The sequence below is a fragment of the Blautia sp. OM07-19 genome (assembly GCF_003481595.1).
Taxonomy (GTDB): domain Bacteria; phylum Bacillota; class Clostridia; order Lachnospirales; family Lachnospiraceae; genus Blautia_A; species Blautia_A intestinihominis.
Genome location: NZ_QULA01000030.1, coordinates 16,536 through 42,446, shown reverse-complemented (window position 1 = coordinate 42,446; position 25,911 = coordinate 16,536). Strand labels below are relative to the sequence as shown.

At 41.9% G+C, this 25,911-nt stretch carries 15 protein-coding genes and 1 pseudogene; all 16 read left to right on the top strand.

What is annotated here, in order from left to right; translation table 11 throughout:
* Positions 1–204: 204 nt before the first annotated feature.
* The gene (locus tag DXC01_RS16045; protein WP_118699302.1) at positions 205–2,031 is read left to right on the top strand and encodes a recombinase family protein; all 1,827 of its coding nucleotides are present in this window, start codon (positions 205–207) and stop codon (positions 2,029–2,031) included.
* A gap of 22 nt (positions 2,032–2,053) precedes the next feature.
* Positions 2,054–2,404 carry a hypothetical protein gene (locus DXC01_RS16040; protein ID WP_118699301.1) on the top strand — a complete coding sequence of 117 codons (351 nt, stop codon included), beginning with the start codon at positions 2,054–2,056 and terminating at the stop codon, positions 2,402–2,404.
* 473 nt (positions 2,405–2,877) lie between these two features.
* Entirely contained in the window at positions 2,878–3,057 is a 180-nt protein-coding gene (locus tag DXC01_RS16030; RefSeq protein WP_118093863.1) for a helix-turn-helix domain-containing protein, read from the top strand.
* Positions 3,050–3,736, top strand: coding sequence for a response regulator transcription factor (locus tag DXC01_RS16025; protein ID WP_118093862.1), 687 nt, complete (start codon positions 3,050–3,052; stop codon positions 3,734–3,736). Before DXC01_RS16030 ends, DXC01_RS16025 begins: the two co-directional genes overlap by 8 nt.
* 8 nt (positions 3,737–3,744) lie before the next feature.
* Positions 3,745–4,782, top strand: coding sequence for a sensor histidine kinase (locus DXC01_RS16020; protein ID WP_118093861.1), 1,038 nt, complete (start codon positions 3,745–3,747; stop codon positions 4,780–4,782).
* Between the two features lie 109 nt (positions 4,783–4,891).
* On the top strand, positions 4,892–5,575 hold the full coding sequence (locus DXC01_RS16015) for an ABC transporter ATP-binding protein (RefSeq protein WP_118699299.1): 684 nt from the start codon (positions 4,892–4,894) through the stop codon (positions 5,573–5,575).
* Positions 5,572–7,902, top strand: a complete 2,331-nt coding sequence (locus tag DXC01_RS16010; RefSeq protein ID WP_118699298.1) for an ABC transporter permease — start codon at positions 5,572–5,574, stop codon at positions 7,900–7,902. Before DXC01_RS16015 ends, DXC01_RS16010 begins: the two co-directional genes overlap by 4 nt.
* A gap of 29 nt (positions 7,903–7,931) precedes the next feature.
* Positions 7,932–8,348, top strand: coding sequence for a winged helix-turn-helix domain-containing protein (locus DXC01_RS16005; RefSeq protein WP_118093858.1), 417 nt, complete (start codon positions 7,932–7,934; stop codon positions 8,346–8,348).
* Between the two features lie 200 nt (positions 8,349–8,548).
* Positions 8,549–8,881: a DUF3847 domain-containing protein gene (locus tag DXC01_RS16000; RefSeq protein ID WP_118699297.1), complete on the top strand. Its 333-nt coding sequence runs from the start codon at positions 8,549–8,551 to the stop codon at positions 8,879–8,881.
* A gap of 371 nt (positions 8,882–9,252) precedes the next feature.
* The gene (gene mobQ, locus DXC01_RS15995) at positions 9,253–10,821 is read left to right on the top strand and encodes a MobQ family relaxase (RefSeq protein ID WP_158583642.1); all 1,569 of its coding nucleotides are present in this window, start codon (positions 9,253–9,255) and stop codon (positions 10,819–10,821) included.
* 68 nt (positions 10,822–10,889) lie between these two features.
* The gene (locus DXC01_RS15990; RefSeq protein ID WP_118699295.1) at positions 10,890–11,066 is read left to right on the top strand and encodes a transposon-encoded TnpW family protein; all 177 of its coding nucleotides are present in this window, start codon (positions 10,890–10,892) and stop codon (positions 11,064–11,066) included.
* A gap of 25 nt (positions 11,067–11,091) precedes the next feature.
* A pseudogene (locus tag DXC01_RS15985) lies at positions 11,092–11,775 on the top strand (DNA topoisomerase); the annotation flags it as partial.
* Positions 11,765–18,499: a SpaA isopeptide-forming pilin-related protein gene (locus DXC01_RS15980; RefSeq protein ID WP_118699293.1), complete on the top strand. Its 6,735-nt coding sequence runs from the start codon at positions 11,765–11,767 to the stop codon at positions 18,497–18,499. The pseudogene DXC01_RS15985 and the gene DXC01_RS15980, both read left to right, overlap by 11 nt.
* Before the next feature lie 24 nt (positions 18,500–18,523).
* Entirely contained in the window at positions 18,524–19,033 is a 510-nt protein-coding gene (locus DXC01_RS20900) for a helix-turn-helix domain-containing protein (protein WP_279221581.1), read from the top strand.
* Between the two features lie 130 nt (positions 19,034–19,163).
* A complete protein-coding gene (locus tag DXC01_RS20710; protein ID WP_015524590.1) occupies positions 19,164–19,265 on the top strand; it encodes a putative holin-like toxin in 102 nt (33 codons plus the stop codon).
* A 200-nt stretch (positions 19,266–19,465) separates the two neighbouring features.
* A complete protein-coding gene (locus tag DXC01_RS21090; RefSeq protein WP_330427689.1) occupies positions 19,466–25,888 on the top strand; it encodes a DEAD/DEAH box helicase family protein in 6,423 nt (2,140 codons plus the stop codon).
* Positions 25,889–25,911: the final 23 nt, after the last annotated feature.

Genomic DNA, 25,911 nt, shown 5'->3' with positions numbered 1-25,911 from the left:
AAACACTAAAAAATCCTTGATTTTCAAGGAAAAAAGACTTGACTATATAGGGAGGAAAGTGATTTTCCAGATATAAAAATAGGACAGGTATTTGAATGTGTTGTTGTAAAATTTAGTGAACATTTTACAGCACCGCCGAAGCATTATACGGAGGACTTATATTGTAAAGGGTAGTTAAGAAAAAAGCACAAGAAAGGACAAAAAATGAGAACAAAAAAAGCAGAAAATGAAAAGATTACTGCCCTCTACGAAAGACTTTCTCGTGATGATGAAATGGTAGGGGACAGTAACAGTATCGTCAACCAGAAGAAGATGCTTGAGGATTATGCAAAACAGAATGGCTATACTAACATAGAGCATTTCACAGATGACGGTTATTCCGGCGGTTCATTTGACAGACCGGACTGGAAAAGAATGATAGCAGGAATTGAGAACGGAAGCATTGGCACAGTTATTGTAAAGGATATGAGCCGGATAGGGCGTGACTATCTGCAGGTGGGCTTTTATACGGAGGTCATGTCCAAGGAAAAGGAAGTCCACTTTATTGCGATTGCAAACGGAGTTGATAATCAGAAAAGGGAGAGCAGTGAGTTCGCCCCGTTTCTAAACATCATGAATGAGTGGTACATTCGTGACTCCAGCCGGAAAGTGACTACGGTGCTTCGTGCAAGGGGAATGGAGGGAAAACACACCACCAATAATGCCATTTACGGTTACCGGAAAAGTGAGGAAGATAAAAACCAGTGGGTAATTGACGAAGAAGCTGCCGAGGTGGTGCGCAGGATATACCGGATGTCTCTGGAGGGGAAAGGACCCTATGAGATTGCGAGGATACTGTCGGAGGAACAAATCGAGCGTCCATCCTATTATCTTGCCAAGCGGGGACTTGGAACCTGTCGTTCCAACAATAATACTGCAACCCCTTATGTGTGGCGTGGGGCAACGGTGAGGGATATTCTTTCCAAGCCGGAGTATATGGGGCATACCGTAAATTTCCGCTCTTATAAAGAGTCCTACAAGGATAAGAGGGCAAAAAAGACACCAAAAGAGGACTGGGTTATTTTCAAGAATACACAGGAAGCAATCGTTTCTGAAGAAATGTGGAATAAGGTGCAGGAACTGAGAAAGACCGTCCGCAGGACGGATACAGTCGGCGAAGCCAATCCATTTACGGGGCTTTTGTATTGTGCTGATTGCGGTGCGAAAATGTACAACCATCGTGGCGGAGCAGGAAGGGCAAGAAATTGGAAAGGGGAATTAAACGGAAAACGCAGACCGGATCGTGATGAGTATAACTGCTCCACCTATAACTTAAGCAGACAGAGTTATGACAAACAGTGCAGCCAGCATTATATCAGGACAGAGGTTGTAAGAAAGTTGGTGCTGGAAACCATCAAAGCGGTCAGTGATTATGTGATTACCAATGAGGAGGAATTTATCAACAGGATATATTCCTCTTCGAGAGACAAGCAGAAAGAGAGCATAAGGTCTTTAAAGCGAAAAATTGCACAGGATACCAAGCGTGTAAACGAGCTGAATATGCTGATGAAGAAACTGTATGAGGATAATATCAGCGGAAAGCTGTCTGACAAGCGTTTTGAATTTATGCTCAGCGAGTTTGAAAATGAACAGGACACCATTGAAATATCTATGGAAAATGCCAAAGCCGAGATTGAAAAATATGAGAGTGATACAGTCCGGGCAGACAAATTTATAGAACTTGTGAAACGCTATACGGATTTCAGTGAATTAACTACCCCCATGCTGAATGAATTTGTGGAAAAGATACTTGTCCATGAAGCGGATTATTCCAGCGGAGAAAGGGTACAGGAAGTGGAGATTTACCTGAACTTTATCGGGAAGTTTGAACTGCCTGTAAAAGAACCGACTGCGGAAGAAATTGCAGAGCATGAAAAGCTGAAAGCACGCAGGGCAAAAAAAGCAGAATATAACCGCAGATACATGGAAAAGCGGAGAAAGCGTATCGCAGGGGAAGAACAGAAATCAAAGGAAGTCACAGTAAACGGTTAAGGGTATGGAGGATAGAGAGCTTATGAAACAGGAAGAAATCAGAAAGTGTACAAAGGTTGTGGAACTGTTCCGCAGTATGATGGATGAATTGGGAGATATGTGTGTGGTATATGATGTTAGGTTCGGCTTTATTGTACTGGAGTATTACATGGATGGATATTTTGAGAATAATTCCAACTACGACAATGTAGAGGACTTGTATCATCACTTGTTGGATAAATGGAAATTCTGCTGGATTGTGGATAAGGCAAAGGTCAACGGGACAGAAGAATTTGAAGATTATGAACGGTCATTGACAAAGGAACAGCAGACAGAAAGGGATAAGGCTTTAGCACATTTTGAAGCAGCATTCCGGCAGATACAGACGGAATAAGAAAGTGTCACAACATCTGAGGGGGCAATCGGTTTGAACACTGATTGCCTTTCCTGACAGGAAATTGACGATTTAAGGCGTTCCTGATGAAGTGACAGGGAAATATGCCTTGCATATCTTTTGATACGCTTAAAGGGCATAAAAAACGAAAAAAGGCTACATAATTTGAACATTTTGCAGGAGGGTATCGCAGTGGCGAGGATGGGCAAAAAAGAAAAACGGTTGTGGGTGTTCTTTTTGAATGATAAGAACAGGATACAATATAATGATCAGTGCAAGAAGTGTGTGTATGAATGTAAGCAGAGCTTCCGGTGCAGGATTGTGTGGTGTGGGAAATATTACTCTAAGCGGAGGAAATGGGTAGAAGTTTGATACGTTGGTTTTGGAAATCCTTGAGTGATATATCAGCATAGTAGAGTATAATCTTGTTTTGTTCGAGAAAGCGAATTATAATAATATTCGGAGGGATAGATATGGATTATATGACATTAAAAGAAGCTAGTGAAAAATGGGGTGTAACACCTCGTTGGATAAATTATTATTGCTCTGCCGGACGTATTCCCGGCGCTGTAAAGATGGGAACGGTTTGGCTGATACCCAAATCAGCACAAAAACCTAAGGATGGTAGAAGAAAGGAAAATAAACATGAGTAAAATATTACTGCTTGAAGATGATTTAAGTTTGATTAATGGGCTTTCCTTTGCTTTTAGAAAGCAGGGATTTGAGTTAGCTGTTGTCAGAACATTAAAAGAAGCAAATGAGTTATGGGGTGAGGGCAAGTATGATTTACTGGTTTTGGATGTATCTTTGCCCGATGGTACAGGTTATGAATTTTGCAAAAAAGTTAGGCAAGTTTCAAAAGTGCCGATTATCTTTTTGACTGCTTCTGACGAGGAAATGAATATTATTATGGGGCTGGATATTGGCGGTGATGATTACATCACAAAACCATTTAAGTTGGGAGTTTTGGTGTCAAGGATAAATGCTTTGCTTCGGAGAGCAAAGGGCTTTAATTCAACTGATACAGAACTGCAATCAAATGGAATTAAGGTGCTTATGCTGCAAGGACAAGTATTCAAAAATGAGAAGTTGATTGATTTGACTGCCGCAGAATATAAGCTGCTTTGTTTGTTCATGAAAAATCCCAATGTTGTACTTACAAAGGAACAGATACTGGATAAGCTGTGGGATTGTGAGGGTAACTATATTGACAGCAGTACGCTTACTGTATATATGCGCAGATTGAGAATGAAGATTGAAGATAATCCGAGTGAACCGCAAATGTTATTAACGGTACGACGTATGGGTTATAAGTGGAATGTTTTGGGTTGAGGTATTCTATGAAAATATTTGTAAATAAAGACATAAAGCATTTTTTCCTTGCAATAATGGTCGTTCTTGTAAATTTCCTTGTTCTGACAGAAGTATTGATTTGGGTGCTGTATGAGAAATTTTCTTTTTGGTTATTGTTTCTTTCTTTATTGACAACGTTTGCAATTTTGATGGTCTGTTTTTTGTATTTTCGCAGACAAAACAAAATGTTGGAGGATGCAGTGTCACAGATTAATTCTTATCTTGGAGGAAATGCAAATGCCCGTATTGAATGTGATGATGAGGGCGAATTATATAGATTATTCCATTCGGTAAATTCACTAGCTGCGGTGTTAAATGCCCATGCAGCGAATGAAGCAAGGGAAAAGCAATTTTTGAAAAATACCATATCTGATATATCGCATCAATTGAAAACACCGTTGGCAGCACTGAATATATATAATGGTTTGTTGCAGGATGAAGCGGAGAAACTGCCAAATATAAAAGAATTTGCCACACTATCAGAACAGGAACTTGATCGTATTGAAACATTGGTTCAAAGTCTTTTAAAGATTACAAAGCTGGATGCTGGCTCCATTGTGATTGAGAAAAGTATGGAGAGCGTAGCTGATATGATGCAGGATGTTGAACAACATTTTGCATATAGGGCTAGACAGGAACAGAAGGAAATCCTTTTGTCTGAATCAGAGGATATTTCACTCCTTTGTGACCGTGACTGGCTGATCGAAGCCATAGATAATATTGTAAAAAATGCGCTCGACCATACAGCCAATGGAGATACAGTTCGCATTGAATGGAAAGCTTTATCCAATGCCGTTCAAATCGTTGTAAAAGATAACGGCTGCGGGATTCACCCAGAGGATTTACACCATATTTTCAAGCGGTTTTATCGTAGCCGCTTTTCAAAGGATAAGCAAGGAATTGGACTTGGTTTACCTTTGGCAAAAGCAATCGTTGAAGCACATAGCGGCTCCATTGAGGTTGACAGCGAATTAGGCAGAGGGACGACTTTCACAATGAATTTTCTGATTCCTACAAAATTGTAGGCTGACTGTAGCCTTGCAGTAATATTCATGTGCTATTCTTTCAGACATAGGACAGGGGGAAAGTCAACCTGCCTAATATTAAAATCATTGAGAAAGAGGTGTTTGCACTATGAACTTATTAGAGGTCAATAATATTTGTAAGACCTATGGCAGCGGAGAGACTGCTGTGAAGGCATTGAAAAATGTCAGTTTTTCCGTTCCAAAAGGTGAGTATGTAGCGATTGTCGGAGAGTCTGGTTCTGGAAAAAGTACACTCCTAAACATGATTGGTGCTCTGGACACGCCAACATCGGGCAAGGTAATGATTGATGGAAAGGATATTTTCTCCATGAATGATCGAAACCTTACTGTGTTCCGGCGCAGAAATATTGGCTTTATCTTTCAGGCGTTCAATCTTGTTCCAGAGCTTACTGTAGAGCAGAATATTATTTTTCCGGTGCTTCTTGATTATCAGAAACCCGACAAGAAGTATCTGGAAGAACTGCTTACTGTTCTGAACTTGCAGGAGCGCAGAAATCACTTGCCGAGCCAGTTATCCGGTGGTCAACAGCAGAGAGTAGCGATTGGACGAGCACTTATTACCAGACCGTCACTCATACTCGCCGATGAGCCGACAGGAAATCTGGACACACAGAACAGTAGTGAGGTCATTGCATTGCTGAAAGAGGCATCGAAAAAATACGAACAGACTATCATTATGATTACTCACAATCGTAGCATCGCACAGACTGCAGATCGTGTATTGCAGGTATCGGATGGTGTATTGACTGATTTCGGGAGGTGTAGGGAATGAGAAGTTATTTAAGTCTTGTGCCCATCTCTGCAAAAGTGCATAAACGTCAGAGTCGAATGACACGAATTTGTATTATTCTTGCGGTGTTTCTCGTAACATCTATCTTCTCTATGGCTGAGATGTGGACGGATGCAGAAACAACAGCAATGCGTCATAATCATGGGGACTGGCATATTGCTTTACAAAATGTTTCGAAGGATGAAGCAGAACAGATTAGAAAGAACTCTAATGTTGCAGTTTCTTCTTGGTACGATGAGATAAATACCGATGCAGAACAGAATTATTACATAGATGGTAAAAATGCAGTTTTATATGGCATTGAGGAAAGCTACATTACAGATATTATGAAGTATCCGACAGAGGGAGTGTATCCGCAGAATGAAAATGAAGTTGCTCTTAGTGCTGATGCAAAAGAACTTTTTAGTGTTAAGATTGGAGATGAAATTACTTTAGATACTCCTGTGGGAGACGTTAAATATACTATTTCCGGATTTTACGAGGATGATACAGAGTTTAACGATATTATTGGTGGATGCTGTGTGTTTATGAATCGGAAGACTTTTGACGAAATTCGTAGGCTTAATGGTGTAGAGTCTGAGTCTCAATTCTATATTCGTTTCCAAAATGAAAACGGTCTGAAGAAAACGATTGCAGATATGATGCAACAATATAATCTGACTGCAGAAAATGTAAAGGAGAATACAGCTGTTTTAGGAATGTTGGGAGCCAGCAGTAACGAAAGTGTAAATGAACTTTATCCATTGGCAGCGGCTTGTTTTGTTATTATATTGATTGCAGGTGTATTTATGATTTCAAGCTGTATGAATAGCAATGTGGCACAACGGACAAAGTTTTTCGGTATGATGCGTTGTATTGGTGCAAGCAAGCAGCAGATAATCCGTTTTGTCAGGCTTGAAGCACTAAACTGGTGTAAAACGGCAATCCCGATAGGCTGTGCATTGGGGACAGTGACCTGTTGGATATTATGTGCAATCTTAAGGTTTTTTGTGAAAGGTGAATGGGTTGATATGCCACTTTTTGCAGTAAGTATAAACGGTATTCTTTGCGGTGCTTTAGTTGGTGTCATTACTGTATTTATTGCAGCCCATTCTCCGGCAAAGCAAGCGGCTATGGTTTCTCCAGTTGCGGCGGTATCCGGCAATGCAGATATGTCTAAAAATGTTAATCATGCAGCTAAAACAAGATTTTTAAAAGTTGAAACATCTCTGGGCATCCATCATGCAACTGGTACGAAGAAAAATCTATTCCTTATGACAGGATCCTTCGCACTTATGATCGTGCTGTTTTTGGCATTTTCTGCCTGCCTTGATTTTGTGCATAAGCTTCTCCCATCAGTGACCAGCAAATTCACGCCGGATATTACAATTGCAAGCCAAGATGACACGAATTCTTTGGATGGTAATCTTCCGGACAAAATTGCTGAAATAGAGGGCGTAGAATCGGCTTTTGGTATGATGACACGCACAGCATTTTCTGTAGAGGTTAATGGCAATGAGACAGAAATTGATTTGTTTTCCCATGATAAGACTCTGCTTGATACATTCAAGAAGTCAGTAATCAGCGGTGATATATCAAGAGTTTATGAAGATGGAAATTATGCGATGGCAGTGTATAATCAAGATTACCGTTTGGGTGTCGGGGATAAAATTAAGATTGGAAACCAGGAACTTGAGATTGTCTGCGTTACATCCGAGGGTGTAGGAAGTGTCAGCGGTGCACCGACCGTGGTCTGCTCGGAAAAAACCTTTATGCGTCTGACGGGAGAGTGCAGATTTGCTATGATAAGCGTAGTATTGAAAAAAGATGTATCGGAGGCGGCAGTAAGTAAAATTCGTGATTTGGTGGGCGATTGTTTATTTGTAGATAACCGGGAAGAAAATAGTGACATCAACGGTTCTTATTGGGTATTCCGAATTGCATCATATGGCTTTCTGGCAATCATTTCTCTGATTACGGTGCTGAATATTACAAACAGTATTTCCATGGGGGTATCTGCAAGGATAAAGCAATATGGAGCTATGCGTGCTGTTGGTATGGGAAGCGGACAGGTTGCGAAGATGATAACTGCTGAAGCAGTCACATATGCTATCTGTGGCACCGCTGCCGGAATTATACTTGGGCTGCTACTTCACTATCTGATTTATGCAAAGATTGTTATTACTCATTTTGGTGGTTCATGGAATATTCCTTTTGCTACCATTGCAATTGTACTTTTACTGGTTGTTTTCTCATGTATTGTGGCAATATATGCTCCAGCAAAACGTATTCGCAATATGGCAATTACGGCAACAATCAACGAATTATGATGCATAGTTGGTAGGAGAGATATAAAAATGTGAAAGTTTTATTATTAACTTTTGAGGAGAATGAAGAGGATATTCTTACCCGTATTTTGTCGTGTATAGGTAATAGAACAGAGATTTTGGAATATGAAGATAGAGGTATACTTCAATTTGAAGGACTTTGTATTGATAAGTATAAGCGGAACGTGGTTCGTGAGGAAAATGAGATTGAACTGACATATACTGAGTTTGAAATTCTATTGTTGTTAGCTCAAAATGCCGGAGTAGTATTTAGCAAAGAGCAGATATATGATACTGTATGGAAAGAACCATATTTCGGCGATTATAACATTGTCATGAGCCATATCCGCAACATAAGGGAAAAGATAGAGGACAATCCTAGCAAGCCAATTTACATTCAAACGGTCTGGGGAGTTGGCTATCGTTTTAACAAAAATTTAGTAAAGTAATACAAGTATGGAGCAATTAAGAAATAAAAATCTTAGTTGCTCTTTTTATTTACAGCGACAGGGGCAGAAAGGAGACAGGAGTACATTGCAGAAATCAAAACGAATACGGGCAGTCATTTAGGCGGTGTTATCCAATAAAACGGAAGCACCGCTTTTCTGTTTTACCGACAAAAAATATAAAAAAGCAGAGGTAATGAAAGATGAATTTAGAAAATAAAATCGAAGCACAGCGGAAACGCATGGAGCAGGAAAAGAACAAGCTGGATATGCTGATGAAAAAGGCAAAGATGGAGCAGAGGAAAGCAGATAACCACAGAAAGATTGTGGTGGGTGCAAACTTTGAAACATTCCTTAATGAGCCGAGGAGATACAGCGAGGAGCAGACCAGACGGATTATGCAGGTGGCATTTGCCACAAGAGAGGTCAAGAACTGCATGGAGCAGATTGAACGGGAGCTTGCAAGGGCGGAGGAAAAAATGCCGGATACGGCGATAAATGAGGAAGCAGACGAGGACGAAAACGAAGAAGAATAGGGAATGTGCAGCGTTGTAGCCAATTCCCTCAACTTTGTTGAGGGCGCACAGATACACCACCCTTTGGGGCGGTGCTGTGCGTTCTCCGAAGGGTGCAGGATGTCCGGGGGACATCCGTTTGCACGGACCGAAGCGGAGCGGAGACCTTGCAGAGGGCAGTCGGCTACTTCGTATCCGATAACAAGGTGCAGGCACCTTGTTGAACAAAAGGCAAGCCTTTTGTTATAAGGGAGCTACACTCCCTTCGGCGGTAAAAAGAACCGCCTACCCTAGTGAACTTTGCGTTCAGATGAAATCACAAAAAGACGTGCTTTCATCTGCCCACAAAGTCTGCCGATGCAACCCGCTACGTTGTGGGAAAGGAGAGGACAGTGAAGAACGGAACAATTAGCAGCAGGGCATCCATAGTCCAGCGGAGCAAAGGACAGTCGGCGGTTGAGCAGTCAGCCTATATCAGCAGGACATCCCTTTACAGTGATTATTATGGCATGACCTATAACAGAACTGCCAAAGAGGATTTAGTCGGTGCAGGTGTGCTTCTGCCGGAACACGCACCACCGGAATTTGCAGACAGGGCAGTATTATGGAACTCTGTAGAAAAGAACGAGAAAGCGAAGAATGCCCAGCTTGCAAGGAGCCTGAAATATTCCCTGCCCAATGAGTGGGACGAAGCCACCGCAAGGCAGGTCATGGAGCGTTTTATCAAAGAGCAGTTTGTAGATAAGGGAATGTGTGCAGATTATGGTATTCATCGTTCGTACAACGATAAAGGACAGCCTAATCTGCATATCCATATCCTTCTTACCCTCAGACCTCTCAATGAGGATGGTACATGGGGAGCAAAATCAAGAAAAGAATATGTCCTTGACGCAGACGGTAACCAGATACCCAATGCCAGCGGAAAAGGCTATAAAAGCCGGAAAGTAAATGTGATTGACTGGAATGAGAAAGGCAAGGCAAAGGAATGGAGAAATGCCATTGCTGAGGTTATCAATGCCACCAATGAAAAAGCAGGCATAGCCGAGCGTGTTGATCCACGTTCCTATAAGGACAGAGGAATACCTCTTATTCCGACCATTCATTTAGGGGAAAGAGCAAGTGCATTGGAACGAAAAGGCATTCGGACAGAAAGGGGCAATATCAATCGTGCAATCGAGAAATATAATGCCATGATAATGAAGATTTGTGGATTTATCTCTGAACTCAAAGAGGAACTGAAAAAGGGAGTTTTCAGATTTGTTTTTGAGAGAAAAAACCGGACAGAAAAGGACGGTAATCAATCCATCAATCCTTCCGTACCGAAACAAAAGCCAGAGGTTCAGACCGCATTGGAGATGTTGCAGAAACAAAGGTCAGAAATGGTTGTAAGACCGATTTTCCCATATGTACAGAGATTTAAAGACAAGCGGCTTCTGGGTAATGTGGAACTGCTTGCAAAGCTGCTTGACACAAACCGTCTTGAAACATGGGAGGATGTGAGGGCGTTTGAGGAAAAGCAGACGGAGGTGTTGGAGAATTGCAGGGCAGAACTTGCAGAGTTAAGTGTGCGTTATGAGAAGTGGACGCAGGCGGTATCTGACTATGACGATTACAAGCAGTATCAGCCAGTCATGAAAGAATATCAGGCATTAAACGGATTGAGGAAAAATTCCTTTAAGAAAAAGCATGAAACAGAGCTTGAAAACTATGCGATATATCGTGACAGGGTAAAGGCAGTCATGCCGGAAAATATGAAAATATCAAAGCCATATATTGATAAGCAGTTAGCGGAGGTGTTGGCACAGCAGGAGCAGATACAGAGAAATAGCAGTAGGGTTGCTACCGACCTTGCAAGGCTTTCCGTTTTCAAAGGCAATCTCAGGGAAATGGAAGCACAGCAGAGAGCGGACGAGCAGACAAGGGAGCAGAACCCGGATAAGAAACACGAAAATACAATTTAAATACAGCGTGAGGTGCATGGAAAACAGAAGGATTTCATGCACCTTTTTTCGTTGGGAAAAGGAGATTTATGGAACAGACAGAAAAGCAGACAACAGACAAAGAACAGTGTCCGCATATCAAAAAGAAAATCGGAAGAACTACCTACAACGTGGCAATTCATTTCAGCAAAACAAGCAAGGAAACCATGACGGATAAGATTAACAGATTGATATTACATGACATAAACAGTGAAGATTTTTCTTAACTACCCTTGACAAAATCTTTCCGAGGATACACTTCTTAGTGCCATGGAACACGCTGGTAGCTCGGAAATGACAGAAGACGCAGAGAGAAAAGGTCTTGGGACTCCGGCTACCAGGGCGGCGATTATTGAGAAGCTGGTCGAGAAAGGTTTTATTGAGCGTAAAAAGAAGCAGATATTACCGACAACAGATGGAAGAAATCTGATCAGGATTCTTCCGGAAATGATCAAATCGCCAAAACTTACAGCAGAATGGGAAAATGATCTGACACTGATCGCCAAAGGTCAGAAAAATGCAGAAGAGTTTCTTTACGGAATTGAAAAAATGGTTACCAAACTGGTAAGTGATAATGGACAGCCAGTGGAAGAATACCAGAAACTATTTTCAGATGGTCGGAAAGAAATTGGAAAATGCCCAAGATGCGGCAATAAGGTTTATGTGGGAAAGAGAAATTATTATTGTTCAGGAAGTGATTGCAGTTTTACTTTATGGAAAAATAACCGATTTTTTGAGAGTCAGGGAAAAACACTTGATGAAGCAACTGTCAGGAAGCTGCTGAGTGAGAAGCAGGTGCATTTCAAAGATCTGGTATCAGAGAAAACAAAAAGGAAGTATGAAGCAACTATAAAGATGGAGGTTTCAGAAACCGGAAATCCAAAGTTTCAGTTGATTTTCCCGGAACGGAAGAAAGGAAAAAAGAATGAAGAATAAAAAAAATATGAGAAGATTTTTGTCGGGATTCTTGGCAATGCTTACAGTGTTATCTACAATTCTATCTCCAATACTGTCCTATGCGGCAGATGTAGTGCCAGTGCCAGAAGAGCCGCCGTTATACGAAGAGGTAAAAAATGAACTGGATGCAGATGAAGTGGTAAAAGCAAAAGATCTGGAACTGGAAACAGGCAGTATTTTTGAAGTGGAGAAAGATTTTACCGGACTGGAAATACCAGATGAAAAAAAGGTAAAGATCACTTTCCATGAGGCAAAAAATGAGGAAAAACAGGACTTTACAACAGATTATGAAGATACATACAAAGCTGTTTATTATGTGGAGCCAGTAAGTGGACACCCAATTTATCAGATCAATCGTAAGCTGATTGTAAAGGAAGCGGTGGTGCAGGTTGCTGAATCTGAAAATCAGGAATCTGTAAGCAACCAGGAAAATGAGAATGAAGCCGAAGACGAGGATCCAGCTATAGGCTCTGTAGAGAGTGAAGAACCTGTGCAGGATGAGGTAAATGCAGAAATTCCGTCAGAGGATGAAATTTATGAAGAAGTAACTCCGACAGAAATTCCTGTTGAGGAAGAGCCAATAGACACATTAATCCCGGAAAACCCGTCTGAGGAAGTTTCAACAGAAGAACCAGCCATAGATAATCCGGATACAGACAGCACATTTGAAGAAATTGCAGATACAGATCCGAAAGAAATGCCAGAAGCGACAGATGATTCTTTTACAGATGGAACAGAGAAAACAGAAGATGCAGATGAAAATTATCAGGTAAATATTGTTCGTGGAGAGGAATTTCATATTGAGCTGAACCATGAAGATGGACAGTATCAGCCAGGAGAAACCGTTGTATTTTCCGGAGATATGCCGCAAGGCAGCTTAATTGCAGTAGGAACAACAAAAGTACAGGCAAACCAGACAGAGAATACAGAAGATTTATTATATTCAGAGGTGACTTATCACGAAGAATCGGATAAATTCAGTTTTGAAATGCCAGCAGATGACATTGACCTAAGTGTTTCCATGGATCAGGCAGAGAACGGTATCATGTTACTTGCAGCCGATACTCCATGGGATGATGCAACAAATATTGAAGCAAATAAATATTACTATTATTCAGATGGCCAGCTTCATCCGTTTGATACAGTTATGGGTCAGGGTGGAAATGACAGCTACAAATATGTTCGTTATAAAGCAGGCGGAAAGACTTACACAGTTAATGCGTATTGTATGCAGCACTCCATGCAGTCACCTCCAAGTGGGACAACATATAAAAATATGGTTGAACTGGATGAGGGTGGAGATGATAAGTATCTGCGGAAAGCTTTGTTCTATGGATATGGCGGTCCTGGATGGGGACATACATTCAACGGGTACAATGTAAAATCCATCATGGAAAAATATGGATGCAGTTCTGAGACAAGAGCCATGCAGCATTACCTGGTTGATTATTTATATGATGGCGAATCCGGATTTGGAGGTGCGCTTTCTACAACAGCGAAAAACATGCTGAAAGAGATCAAAGCAGCTCTTGCTAAAATGCCTGATCCGACAGCAATGAAACTTCTTCCAGGACTTTCCGTTAATGCAACGGGAAAGGAAACAGAAAGTTTTACCTGGAAGGCGAATGAAGCATTTACCATTACCATTCATCTGGAGAATGGAGTAAGTCTTGTTAATGAAACCACAGGAAAAACGGCATCTGGAAATGTCACTGTAAAGGGTGGAGAGAAATTTCATCTTGTAGCTACAACTGCCAATATGGGCAGTCTGAAAGGAAAGTATGCGATCACATCTAATTTCCCTTTGGATTTCCATGCAATGCTCTTAAAATTGGAGAGTTCACAGGACATTGGTTTTGGCTACTATACAGATTCCTCTGACCTGCAGATTACAGTTAATTGGCCGGAAGAAGCAGTTATCGAAATTACAAAGAAAGACGGCGACACTGGAAAAAATCTGGCTGGAGCAGTGTATGGGGTATATAGTGATAATGCCTGCACAAAACTGATTGTTAAAATGCCACCAACAGACAGTAATGGTTCTTCACGTGTAACACTTACCAAGACACAGGATGCAGTTTACTTAAAAGAAATCACAGCACCGGAAGGTTATGTTGTCCAGGCTTCCTCTTATGGAGTGAAATTAGTAGTTGGCAGTACAACCAAACAGACTGTAACAGACAAGGAGCAGAAAGGAAATCTGACCGTTTATAAAGAAGGAGAAGTTTTTGTAGGAGCTGTATCCGATGAAAATGGAACTTCATTCCAGTATGAGAAACGTCGCCAGAAAGGGGCTGTTTATAACGTATATGCTGCCGAGGACATTGTGACAGCAGGTGGAAAAACAGTTTACAAAAAGGGCGCAGAAGTAGCAAAAAATCTGATCACAGGTGAGGACGGTTCTGTAACTGTAAAGGATCTTCCACTTGGAAGCTATAATGTAACAGAAGCACAGGCACCGGAAAATTTCTATAATGCAAAAGAAACAAAGAAAGTAACCATTTCTTATGCAGGGCAGACTGCAGAAGCGGCTTTCTCAGAGACTACTTTTACAAATGATCGTCAGAAAGCAGTGGTGCAGGTGATAAAGAAAGACAAAGATACTGAAAATGCACTTTCCGGAGGGCATTTTGCCCTGTTTGCAGCACAGGATATGAAAACTGTAGATGGAAAAGTAGCGGTAAAAAAAGATGCTTTGATTGAGACTGCAATTACTGGTTCTGATGGGAAAGCAGCATTTACAGCAGATCTTCCAGTGGGATTTTCTTATTATGTGAAAGAAGTACAGGCTCCGGCGGGCTATGTCAGAAATGAGAAAGATATTTATTCTTTCCAGTTCAATTATACCAATGATGAGCAGGCCAATATTTCTTTCAGTCATACTTTTGTAAATGACAGGATCAGTGCTGCAATCAATTTAAATAAAAAAGATGCCGAGACAAAAGAAAATAAGGCACAGGGAGATGCTTCCCTGGAAAATGCGGTGTATGGACTTTATGCAAGAAACGATATTACCCATCCAGATGGAAACACCGGCGTTATTTATAAAGCCGGAAGCCAGATTGGTACGCTAACTACCGATAAAGAAGGAAAAGCAAGGATAGAGAATCTTTATCTTGGAGAGTATTATATCAAGGAAATTACCCCTTCCGTAGGATATCTGACAGATGAGAATGAATATGACCTTGTATGCAGTGATGAAGGTGATCTGACAGCGGTTGTAGAAAAAGAATGTACTTCGATGGAAACTGTAAAAAAACAGCCGTTTGAACTTATTAAAGCTGCCAATAATGGAGATACAGATGCTGCATTATTATCCGGAGCTGGATTTAGTGCATATCTGGTATCTTCTTTGGTGGTAAAAGAGGATGGAAATTATGATTTTTCCTCTGCAGAGCCAGTTGTGATCGGTGAAAATGGAGCAACGGAAATTTTTACAAATGAGAAAGGCTATGTAAAATCCATTGCAATTCCATATGGAACATATCTGGTGAGAGAAACTACAACACCCCATAATTACAAACCTGTAGATGATTTTATTGTCCGGATTACAGAGAATAAACCAACAGAGCCGCAGACATGGAGAGTTCTTTTGGATAAAGAATTTTCTGCAAAACTGAAAATTATCAAACAGGATGATGAGACTAAAAAATCTGTTCTAATTCCGGGAACAGAGTTTAAAATTTATGATATGGATCATGAAAAATATGTAGAGCAGGTAACTACATACCCGACAACCGTTACACATATCTCTTATTTCACAGATACAGATGGATATCTGATCCTGCCGCAGAATTTAAAAATCGGTCATTATAGAATCGAAGAGGTAACAGCACCGGACGGTTATACCATTAACAAAAATTATGTCGAAATACAGGTGGACACCAATACCCTGTATCAGACTGATCCGATATCAGGTGATGCAATCATTGAAGTTGTATATGAGAATCATCCGGTGAAAGGAAAACTCACTGTACAGAAAAAAGGAGAGGTTCTTTCGACCTATAAAAATGATTTTAAGTATGAAGTTCAGAATCTTTCCGGTGCAGTATATGAAGTGTATGCTGCAGAGGATATTTATACAGCTGATTTCCAGAAAGATGACACAGCAAAAAGAATCCTGGAATATGCAAAGGGTGCAAAAGTTGCAGAACTGACAACGGATGAATCCGGAAAAGCAGATCTTGATAATCTGCCTTTAGGAGAATACAAAGTGGTAGAAAAGACTGCACCAGAGGGATTTGTATTAAATAAAGAAGAACAGAAAATTTCTTTCGTCTATGCAGACCAGGATACACCAGTGATCTCACAGAGTGCAGAGTTTATAAATGACCGCCAGAAAGTAGAAGTGTCAGTTGTGAAAAAAGATGCTGAAAATGAGAAAGGGCTTTCTGGAGCAGAGTTTGGTCTTTACGCAAAAGAGGATATAAAAGCAGGGGATAAGGTACTGGTAAAAGCAGACGAACTGCTTACAAAAGCGGTAACAGGTGAAGATGGAAAAGCTGTTTTTGAGCAGGATCTGCCATTTGGAACTTATTATGTGAAAGAACTGGCAGCCCCAGATGGTTTTGTATCTTCGGATGAGCAGATTGAGGTGACTGCGAAATATCAGGGACAGGAAGTAAAAACAGTAAAACTGGAAACTGTTTTTAGGAATGCGCCGACAACAACTGAATTTACGAAATCAGATATTACAACAGGTGTGGAACTTGACGGAGCAACACTGACGGTTTTGGATTCAGACGGAAAAGAAGTAGAAAAATGGACTTCTGTAAAAGGAAAAGCTCATGTAATAAAAAGACTCCATGTGGGAAAAACCTACACACTTCGGGAAGAGTTTGCACCATATGGTTATCTGCAGGCAGAGGAAGTGAAATTTACAGTTTCTGATACTGCAGATGTTCAAAAAGTAGAAATGAAGGATGCTGTTCCGGTTGGACGAATCATCATCAATAAAAAAGGTGAATTTGTCAAAGAAGTTACCTGGAAAGATATGCTGGCAGGCGGCATGGACGCAGCATTTGGCTATGTTACAGGTTCTTTGAAAGATGTTACTTTTGAAATTTATGCGGCGGAGGATATCAAGGCTGCAGATGGGGAAAGCAGTGATTATTATAAAAAGGACGAATTGGTAGCAACAATTACGACAGATGCTCTTGGATATGCAAGATCAGAAGATCTTCCTTTAGGCAAATATTATGTAAAGGAAAAAGAGACGGCGGATGGATATGTTCTGGATGGAGAAATCAGAGAGGTTGATCTGACTTATCGTGATCAGAATACTCCGGTTGTGACTTATGATGAGGACTGGCAGAATAACCGCCAGAAAGCAAAAGTAACTGTAGTTAAGAAAGAAAAAAATACAGACCGTGTTCTGGAAGGCGGAGTATTTGCACTTTATACAAAGAATGATATTTTAAATGCAGAAGGCGAAGTAATCCTGAAAGCAGATACCATGATCGAGCAGAAAGCTACGGATCAGGATGGAAGGATTGTATTTACGGCAGATCTTCCAATCAATGGCAACTACTATGTAAAAGAAGTGCAGGCTCCTGCTGGATTTGTGACAACAGAAGAAATCAAGGAATTTGATTTTGCTTATGCGGGAGAAGAGGTTGCAGAAGTATCCTTTGAGTTCACTTATGAAGATGAGCCAACTACTTTTGAAATCACAAAATCAGATATTACAACCGGGGAAGAATTACCAGGTGCAAAACTGAAAGTATCCGATTCAGAGGGAAACGTTGTGGATGAGTGGACTTCCGGAAGCACACCACACATCATTAAGGAACTGGAAGTTGGAAAGAAATATACATTAACAGGGACAATTCCTGCTGATGGTTATGCAACTGCAGAATCCATTACGTTTGTAGTAGAAAATACTGCAGATATACAGAAAGTAGAAATGCAGGATGATACAACAAAAATTCTGATCAGTAAAGTTGATATGACAGATGGAAGCAGCGAGGTCAAAGGTGCTAAACTGTATATTCTTAATGAAAACCAGGAAGTTATGGAAAGCTGGACATCTGGTGATCAGCCCCATTATGTAGAGAAACTTTCAGTCGGCACTTATACGTTGTTGGAGGAAACAGCACCGAAAGGCTATATTGTGGCAAATAAAGTGACATTTGAGGTTAAGGACACCGGAGATGTTCAGGGAGCCAAAATGGAAGATGAACAGGCAATGGGCAAGGTAATCTTAAATAAAACGGATAAAGATACCAAGAAGCCAATGAAAGGTGTAGAATTTGCCCTTTGTGACAGCAAAGGTAAAGTTCTGGAAACTCTGGTAACAGACAGTGCTGGCCATGCAGAATCAAAGAATTATCCGATTGCGACTTTTAAGAATGGGCAGTATAAAAAAGCAATCACATATATCCTGAAAGAAACAAAAACACTGGATGGCTATCAGCTTGATGAAACCGAGCATAAGATTCAGTTTGAATATGTCAATGACCGTACTCCTGTGATTGAATATACTCTGGATCTGACAAATAAGAAAGCTCCGGAAAAAGACACTCCGGAAACATCAGAAAACCAGGGAGTCAGCACTCCTGGTTCCCATGGTTCTGATGCGACTTCTGTATCCAATTCACCAAAAACAGGAGATAATACAAATATTGCTATTTTTGTGCTGGCACTTGCAGTATCAGCAGGATGTCTGGGAACTGTAGTGACAGTTAAGAGAAAACGCAAATGATAATATAAATAGTGTTCTGGGGCTGTGGTTACTGCACAGCCCCATTTTGAAAAGGAGAAGAAATTGAAATTAGGAGCAAGAATAAGAAAAATCCGTATGTTTCGCAACATAACTCAAAAGGAATTGGGACGCAGATTAGGATATGGGGAAAGTAGTGCGGATGTGAGAATCGCCCAATATGAAAGTGGACAGCGTACACCGAAGCAGGAAACGCTTATCCGGATAGCAGAAATATTGGAAGTTGATGTCCGAAATTTTTTAAGTCCTGGAATTGCGACAATGGACGAATTAATGGAAACTTTATTCTGGATGGATGAAGAAAATAGAGGGCTTTTTCATCTGTTCCTGCTAAATGATTCAGAAAGTGAAATAGTTGGAATCACAATGAGGGATAAAAAAACAATGTCTTATCTGCAGGAATGGATGGGGAAAAAGCAGAAATTGGGCGATGGAAGAATCACAGAAGAGGAATATCTGGAATGGAAACTGCATTGGCCAGAGGATAAGAGAAAAACAGAATATAAAACCGTATGAAGTAAAAAGGAATTGCTTTGCGGAGAGTTACCTGTTAGAATATTACTGGAGTAACCGTGTACAGGGTTGGTAAAAACCTCCTGGATTTTCAGATTCCGTTAAGGGATACAGAAGAAGGGAGGTGGAGCGAATGGATACATACGAAGTCTTGAGCTTATTGTTCTTAGGCGGTACGTTTCTGATTGCTTTGCTTGCCTATTTGGATAATAGGGACAACAAGCGAAAAAAATAGCCTACCCTGTCTGCCAACAGGATAGGCAGCTCTCTTTGAGAGCAAAATAAATTAAAACCTAATCCAGGAGCATCCACCTTGTGGGCGGTTACTCTTTTCAATTAGAATATAGCATTTTCTCTCCGAAAAGTAAAGTACATTTTATGCAGCCAATTCTAAAAAAGAGTGGGCTGTTTTTTTATTGATAGGAGGGAAGTTTAATGTCTAAACTACAGGACATCCGAAACTTGGTGCAGGAACATGCCGTATCAGTGAGCAGTTCGCCAGGGGATTGGATGGATTATATGGACACAGCATCAAGGTTATATCGTTATTCTTTTTCAGACCAGCTTCTGATCCATGCACAGCGTCCAGACGCAACAGCCTGTGCATCACTGGAACTATGGAATGAAAAGATGTTACGCTGGGTAAATCGTGGTGCAAGAGGAATTGCCTTGTTTGATGAAACCTGGCAGAATACCAAACTTCGTTATGTGTTTGATATTTCGGATACCCACATGGTAGCCGGAGGCAGAAGCCCATATCTTTGGAAGATGCAGGAACACCAGAGAGAAGAGATCCTCACCCATCTGGCAGAAGTCTATGCTCTGGAAGAAAAGGATGCGGCAACTTTGCAGGACGCATTGATGGCGGTCGCAAGGGAAATGGTCAATGACAATCTGGAGGAATACCTGGATGGATTGGAATATGCTGTAGAAGGTACTTATCTGGAAGATCTGGATGAGGTGACGATCCGCAGTGATTTTCGTCAGCTGGCAACAGACAGTGTTTACTATCTGCTTTCCAGGCGATGCGGGCTTGACCCGATGGAACTTCTGGAAGAAGAGGACTTCATGCATATCACAGATTATAACCGTCTGTCAGTTCTCACCTTCCTTGGAAATGCGGCAAGCCAGCTCAGTGAGAGTATTCTGATTGATATTGGAAAGACCGTACATAAAATTTCTCTGGAAGAAGCGAGAAAAGAGGTTGAAAATTCCAATGAAAGGAACTATAATAACTTTACCACGTTAATACGTGAAACTAAAAACCGGGATGCAGAAACGAAAAAAGAAGAAAATATTGAAAATGAAGGAGGAACCGATTATGGAACTGACATATCATCGCAAGGGAGATTACCTGTTTCCGAATCTGACCGTCGAAGAGGAAGAAGTGACGATCGGGAAATACGGGATGCTGCGGAGGACATTTCTGAAGGAACACAAGAACAGCCTTTATCAGAGCCTGTTCCTGACCGGGAAGCTGAACAGCCATCTGGAACAGATCGAGAAAGCAGCACAGGAGAGAATGGACAGCCAGATGGAGAAATTACTGGAGAAGAATCCGGCACCGGACAAGGAAGCAGATCCGATGGCATGGACAGCACACATGAACGCACTGATGGCAACAGCGGAAGAGAGCATCTTGACGGAATTGGTATACAGTTAGTCGAAGATACAAGAGAAAATGGATTGAGTAAAGCAGAGGAAGAGATCGCCTCTGCTTTATCTTTGCCCGAATATCCAACTGCAGATGAACAAAGGCGGAACATCGAGGAAAGGACGGCTGCCCTTTATGCCGGAGAAATCCCGATTCCAGAGGAAGTTGTTGATGAGATCTTACGGACAGGAGGAAACCGGAAAGCAAGCCAGCTCCGGATCATCTATAATTTCATGAGTGAACAGACACCGGAGGAATATACGGAGTTTGTGAAGCGTGAATACCGTAAAGGTGGAAAAGGTTTTCAGATTGATGGAAATGAATATTCAGTCTGGTTTGATGAAACCGGGATGCAGATCGCAGTGGGGCATACGGTTACAGACCATATCTTAGATAAGGCATTTTTATCATGGGAAGATGTCAGCGGACGTATCCATCAGCTTTTAGACCAAGGTGAATATGCACCGCAGTCTGTATTGGATGCGGCAAGAAGTAATGCAGTAAAAGAACACGCCCAGGCTCTTGCCTATATGAAAGGGGATATGGCAGAAGGAGTAGCGGAGATTGTTTTCGATGAGGAGGATTTACCACATCTTCGCAGTATCTATCCGGAGATCACGGATTATCTGGAAGAAAAGCTGGAGAATCCCCAGTGGCTTTCGGAACTGAATGAAAGACTGGATGCACTGGCAGAAGCCTATGAAGAAAATCATTCTATTATGCGTTTCCATCATTATAATCCTATAAATATCTCAAAGCAGTTTCAGAAGTTTGCGGATGAGGTGATTCCTTATCAGGCTAGGGACGGCTTTGCCTGGAAAGAACATCCGATGTTCATTACACAGGATGAGATTGATGCTTATCTTGCAGGAGGTGGAGCATATTCACAGGGCAGGCTCAGGACGTATTCCTTTTATCTGCTGCATGAGGATGAAAGAGAGAGGACAGGTTTTATCAAGGAACAGTATGGGATCGGTGGAAGCAGTCATGCACTGTCTGGTGCCGATGGTTCACATGCAAACTATGATGGAAAAGGATTGTTTCTTGCAAGAGGTACTTATGGAAATCCGCATACGTCAATTCTATTATCCTGGAATAAAGTTGCAAACAGAGTAGCTTATCTGATAAAGAATGACCAGTTCCTGCAGGCAGAAGATTATGGTCGTATGCCGGAATATGAACGGGAACAGATGGCAAATAAGGTACTCCGCTTTTATGACTGTCTTCCGGAAGAGATAGACAGACCATTTACGGATGATTTCTTCTGGGAAAAACCAAGAAAAGAAATGATGGCAGTTTTAGAGAATCCAGAGCAGACAGAAGAACTGTTACAGAAGATGGATGCAGCATTGGCAGCTCTTCCATTGGATTTTGAAGCGTATGGGACAAACTATCAGCAAAAAACAGAACTTCTTTCGGAACTCCACCAGTATGCAGAAGGAACCTATACGATATTCCCGACACCAGAAGCAGAACCATTCTTTACAGAACCGTCAGGGCACCAGATGACCATGTTTGATTTCTTGGATACGAAGGCAGTGGCAGAACCGACCGTAGTCGATATGTCAGATGTGGAGGAAATAGAAGAGGAAGAGGTTACTGCCGAAGAATCTATTCTGGAAAGTCAGGAACAGGAAACAACGAAAGATTCTGAGGGACAGGAACCAACTGAACCAGAAGAAGAGACAACAGCTAAAACAGCAGAAGAACTGGCAGAGTCCTGGGATGAGGGTGTTTTTGAGTATCAGGGGTATCACTTTGAAGCAGTAGGGGTATTGCCGGAAGGACTAGAGGGAAAAGATCTGGTTGCACAGACCCGTTCCAATACAGAACTTCATCTGTCGACCTATCATACAGAAGATTTCCCTAAATATTCGTATGATGAGTTTTATGCAGTCAGCAATGCACCAACTGCCGATGTGTTCCGGTGCCTGGAAACCGGACGCAATTATATTCCCGGAGAAAATGAACTGTTTGGATATGAAGGAGAATTCCAGCCATATTTGAAACCGGAAGCAGAAAAGATTGTAACAGAACCGCATAACTTTCGGATTCAGGATAATGACCTTGGAGCAGGCGGTCCGAAAGCAAAGTATAAAGCAAATATGGAAGCCATCCATTTGTTACAGACTTTGGAGAAAGAAGAACGTCTGGCAACACCCGAAGAACAGGAAATCTTATCCCGTTATGTTGGCTGGGGTGGTATCCCACAGGCATTTGAGGAGAGTAACAGCAGCTGGGCGAATGAGTATCTGGAATTAAAGAATACTTTATCGCCGGAAGAATACAGTGCAGCAAGGGCATCGACCTTAAATGCTTTTTATACGTCCCCGACCGTGATCCGAAGTATGTATGAAGTACTGGAAAATATGGGACTGAAACAGGGAAATATTCTGGAGCCGTCCTGTGGTGTCGGTAACTTTATGGGACTGATCCCGGAGAGTATGGGCAAAGCCAATATGTACGGTGTGGAACTCGACCCGGTTTCGGGAAGAATCGCAAAACAGCTTTACCAGAAAAACAAGATTGCAGTACAGGGATTTGAGGAAACCAGTTATCCGGACAGCTTTTTTGACTGTGTGATAGGCAATGTTCCATTTGGGGCGTATCAGGTCAGTGACCGCAGATATGACCGGCATCATTTTATGATCCATGATTATTTTATTGCAAAATCCCTTGATCTGGTCCGTCCGGGCGGTGTAGTTGCAGTGGTAACTTCCAGTGGAACGATGGATAAGCAGAACCCGGCAGTGAGACAGTATATCGCAAACCGGGCAGAACTGCTTGGAGCCATCCGATTACCGAATAATGCGTTCCAGAGAAATGCCAATACCAGCGTTGTTTCTGATATTCTGTTTTTCCAGAAAAGGGACAGGGCATCCATTGAGGAACCGGAATGGTTAAATTTAAAGGAAACACCGGAAGGCTATTCAGTCAATGCTTATTTTGCAGAGCATCCGGAAATGGTGCTTGGTGAGTTTACTACAGAAAGTACCCAGTATGGAAAGCAGGAAGTGACCGTAAAACCAAAAGAAGGAATTACCTTAGAAGAACAATTAAAAGAAGCTGTCCAGAATATCCATGGTACGATCACGGAACTGGAACTTTCGGATACAGAGCTGGAGGAGGATGTTGTCTCTATCCCGGCAGACCCGGAGGTAAAGAATTTTAGTTTTACTGTGGTAGATGATGAAGTTTATTACCGGGAAAACTCTGTGATGAACCGCATGGAGCTTCCGGCAATGACAGCGGAACGTGTCAAAGGGATGGTGAAGATTCGTGATATTACGAATGAACTGATCCAGTGCCAGATGGAAGAGGGAAGCGATGAACAGATCACAAAGCTGCAGGGAAAACTCAATGAAGAATACGATACCTTTACAGCAAAATATGGTCTTATCAGCAGCAATGCCAATAAGCGGGCATTTAGTCAGGACAGCAGCTATTGTCTTTTGACTTCTCTGGAATTTCTGGATGATAAGGGAGAACTGAAACGGAAAGCGGATATTTTTACCAAAAGGACGATCCGCCGGGCAGAAACGGTGACTTCTGTGGATACTGCCAGTGAAGCCCTTGCTGTTTCCATTGGTGAGAGGGCAGGTGTTGAACTTTCCTATATGGCACAGCTTTCCGGGAAAACAGAAGCAGAGCTTACCGAAGAACTGGCAGGGGTGATCTTTAAGAATCCGATCAGTGAAAAATGGGAGCCGTCGGATGAATATCTTTCTGGAAATGTGAGGGAGAAACTGCAGATCGCAAAACAGTTTGCAGAAGATCACCCGGAATATCAGGTGAATGTGCAGTATTTGGAGCAGGTACAGCCAAAAGATCTGGATGCATCAGAGATTGAAGCAAGACTTGGGGCAACCTGGATCTCCGAGGATTACATTACACGGTTCATGGCAGAAACATTCCATACACCAAGATATTATGTAGGGAGCAAGGTCAAAGTCCAGTATGCCGAAGTGACCGGACAGTGGAATGTTATGGGAAAAAATGTGGACAGCTACGGAAATGCCCTTGTTACTTCCACATATGGAACACAGAGAGCCAATGCCTACCGCCTTTTGGAAGATGCCTTAAACCTTAGAGATACCAAGATTTATGACACGGTACAGGATGCCGATGGGGAACACCGGGAATTAAATCGGAAGGAAACGATGCTGGCACAGCAGAAGCAGGAGCTGATCAAAGAGGAATTTAAGGAGTGGATATTTAAAGACCTGCACCGACGGGAAGATCTCTGTAAAATTTATAATGAACGATTTAACAGCATCCGTCCACGGGAATATGATGGAAGCCATATTCAGTTTGTCGGCATGAACCCGGAGATCACCTTGATGCCGCATCAGAAAAACGCAGTGGCTCATGTGCTGTATGGAAATAATACGTTACTGGCTCATTGCGTAGGAGCAGGAAAGACGTTCCAGATGATCGCAGCCGGTATGGAATCAAAACGGCTGGGACTCTCACAAAAGAATCTTTATGTTGTGCCAAACCATCTGACCGAGCAGTGGGGCAGTGATTTCCTACGTCTCTATCCGGGAGCAAATATCCTGGTGGCAACGAAGAAAGACTTTGAGCCGGCAAACCGAAAACGGTTCTGTTCCCGTATTGCGACAGGGGATTATGATGCCGTGATCATCGGCCATACGCAGTTTGAGAAAATCCCTCTTTCAAGAGAACGGCAGATTGCCATGCTGGAAGATCAGATCGCAGATATTACGTTTTCCATTGAAGAAGCGGCACATCAGGCAGGGCAGAATTATACCATCAAGCAGTTGGAAAAAACAAAGAAGAGTCTGCAGGCGAGGATGAAGAAACTCAATGACCAGACCAGAAAGGATGATGTGGTAACTTTTGAGCAGTTGGGTGTAGACCGGCTGTTTGTGGATGAGAGCCATAGTTTTAAGAACCTTTTTTTGTATACAAAAATGCGGAATGTGGCGGGTATCTCACAGACGGATGCACAGAAAAGTTCGGATATGTTTATGAAATGCCGGTATATGGATGAACTGACAGGCGGCAGAGGAATCACCTTTGCTACAGGTACTCCTGTATCAAATAGTATGACCGAGCTTTACACTATCATGCGTTATCTCCAGTATGACACACTCATGCGTATGGGTATGGGACACTTTGATTCCTGGGCGGCAACGTTTGGGGAGACAGTAACCGCAATCGAGTTCGCTCAAGTATTATAGGCATATGGAAGCAATTTTAATTC

Bases quoted from the DNA above. Each gene is read 5' to 3' on its own strand.
- DXC01_RS16020 (WP_118093861.1), top strand. From the start codon at position 3,745: ATGAAAATATTTGTAAATAAAGACATAAAGCATTTTTTCCTTGCAATA.
- DXC01_RS20710 (WP_015524590.1), top strand. From the start codon at position 19,164: ATGGATACATACGAAGTCTTGAGCTTATTGTTCTTAGGCGGTACGTTT.
- DXC01_RS21090 (WP_330427689.1), top strand. From the start codon at position 19,466: ATGTCTAAACTACAGGACATCCGAAACTTGGTGCAGGAACATGCCGTA.
- DXC01_RS16025 (WP_118093862.1), top strand. From the start codon at position 3,050: ATGAGTAAAATATTACTGCTTGAAGATGATTTAAGTTTGATTAATGGG.
- DXC01_RS15980 (WP_118699293.1), top strand. From the start codon at position 11,765: ATGAAGAATAAAAAAAATATGAGAAGATTTTTGTCGGGATTCTTGGCA.
- DXC01_RS16000 (WP_118699297.1), top strand. From the start codon at position 8,549: ATGAATTTAGAAAATAAAATCGAAGCACAGCGGAAACGCATGGAGCAG.
- DXC01_RS16045 (WP_118699302.1), top strand. From the start codon at position 205: ATGAGAACAAAAAAAGCAGAAAATGAAAAGATTACTGCCCTCTACGAA.
- DXC01_RS16030 (WP_118093863.1), top strand. From the start codon at position 2,878: ATGGATTATATGACATTAAAAGAAGCTAGTGAAAAATGGGGTGTAACA.
- DXC01_RS16040 (WP_118699301.1), top strand. From the start codon at position 2,054: ATGAAACAGGAAGAAATCAGAAAGTGTACAAAGGTTGTGGAACTGTTC.
- DXC01_RS16010 (WP_118699298.1), top strand. From the start codon at position 5,572: ATGAGAAGTTATTTAAGTCTTGTGCCCATCTCTGCAAAAGTGCATAAA.
- DXC01_RS15990 (WP_118699295.1), top strand. From the start codon at position 10,890: ATGGAACAGACAGAAAAGCAGACAACAGACAAAGAACAGTGTCCGCAT.
- DXC01_RS16015 (WP_118699299.1), top strand. From the start codon at position 4,892: ATGAACTTATTAGAGGTCAATAATATTTGTAAGACCTATGGCAGCGGA.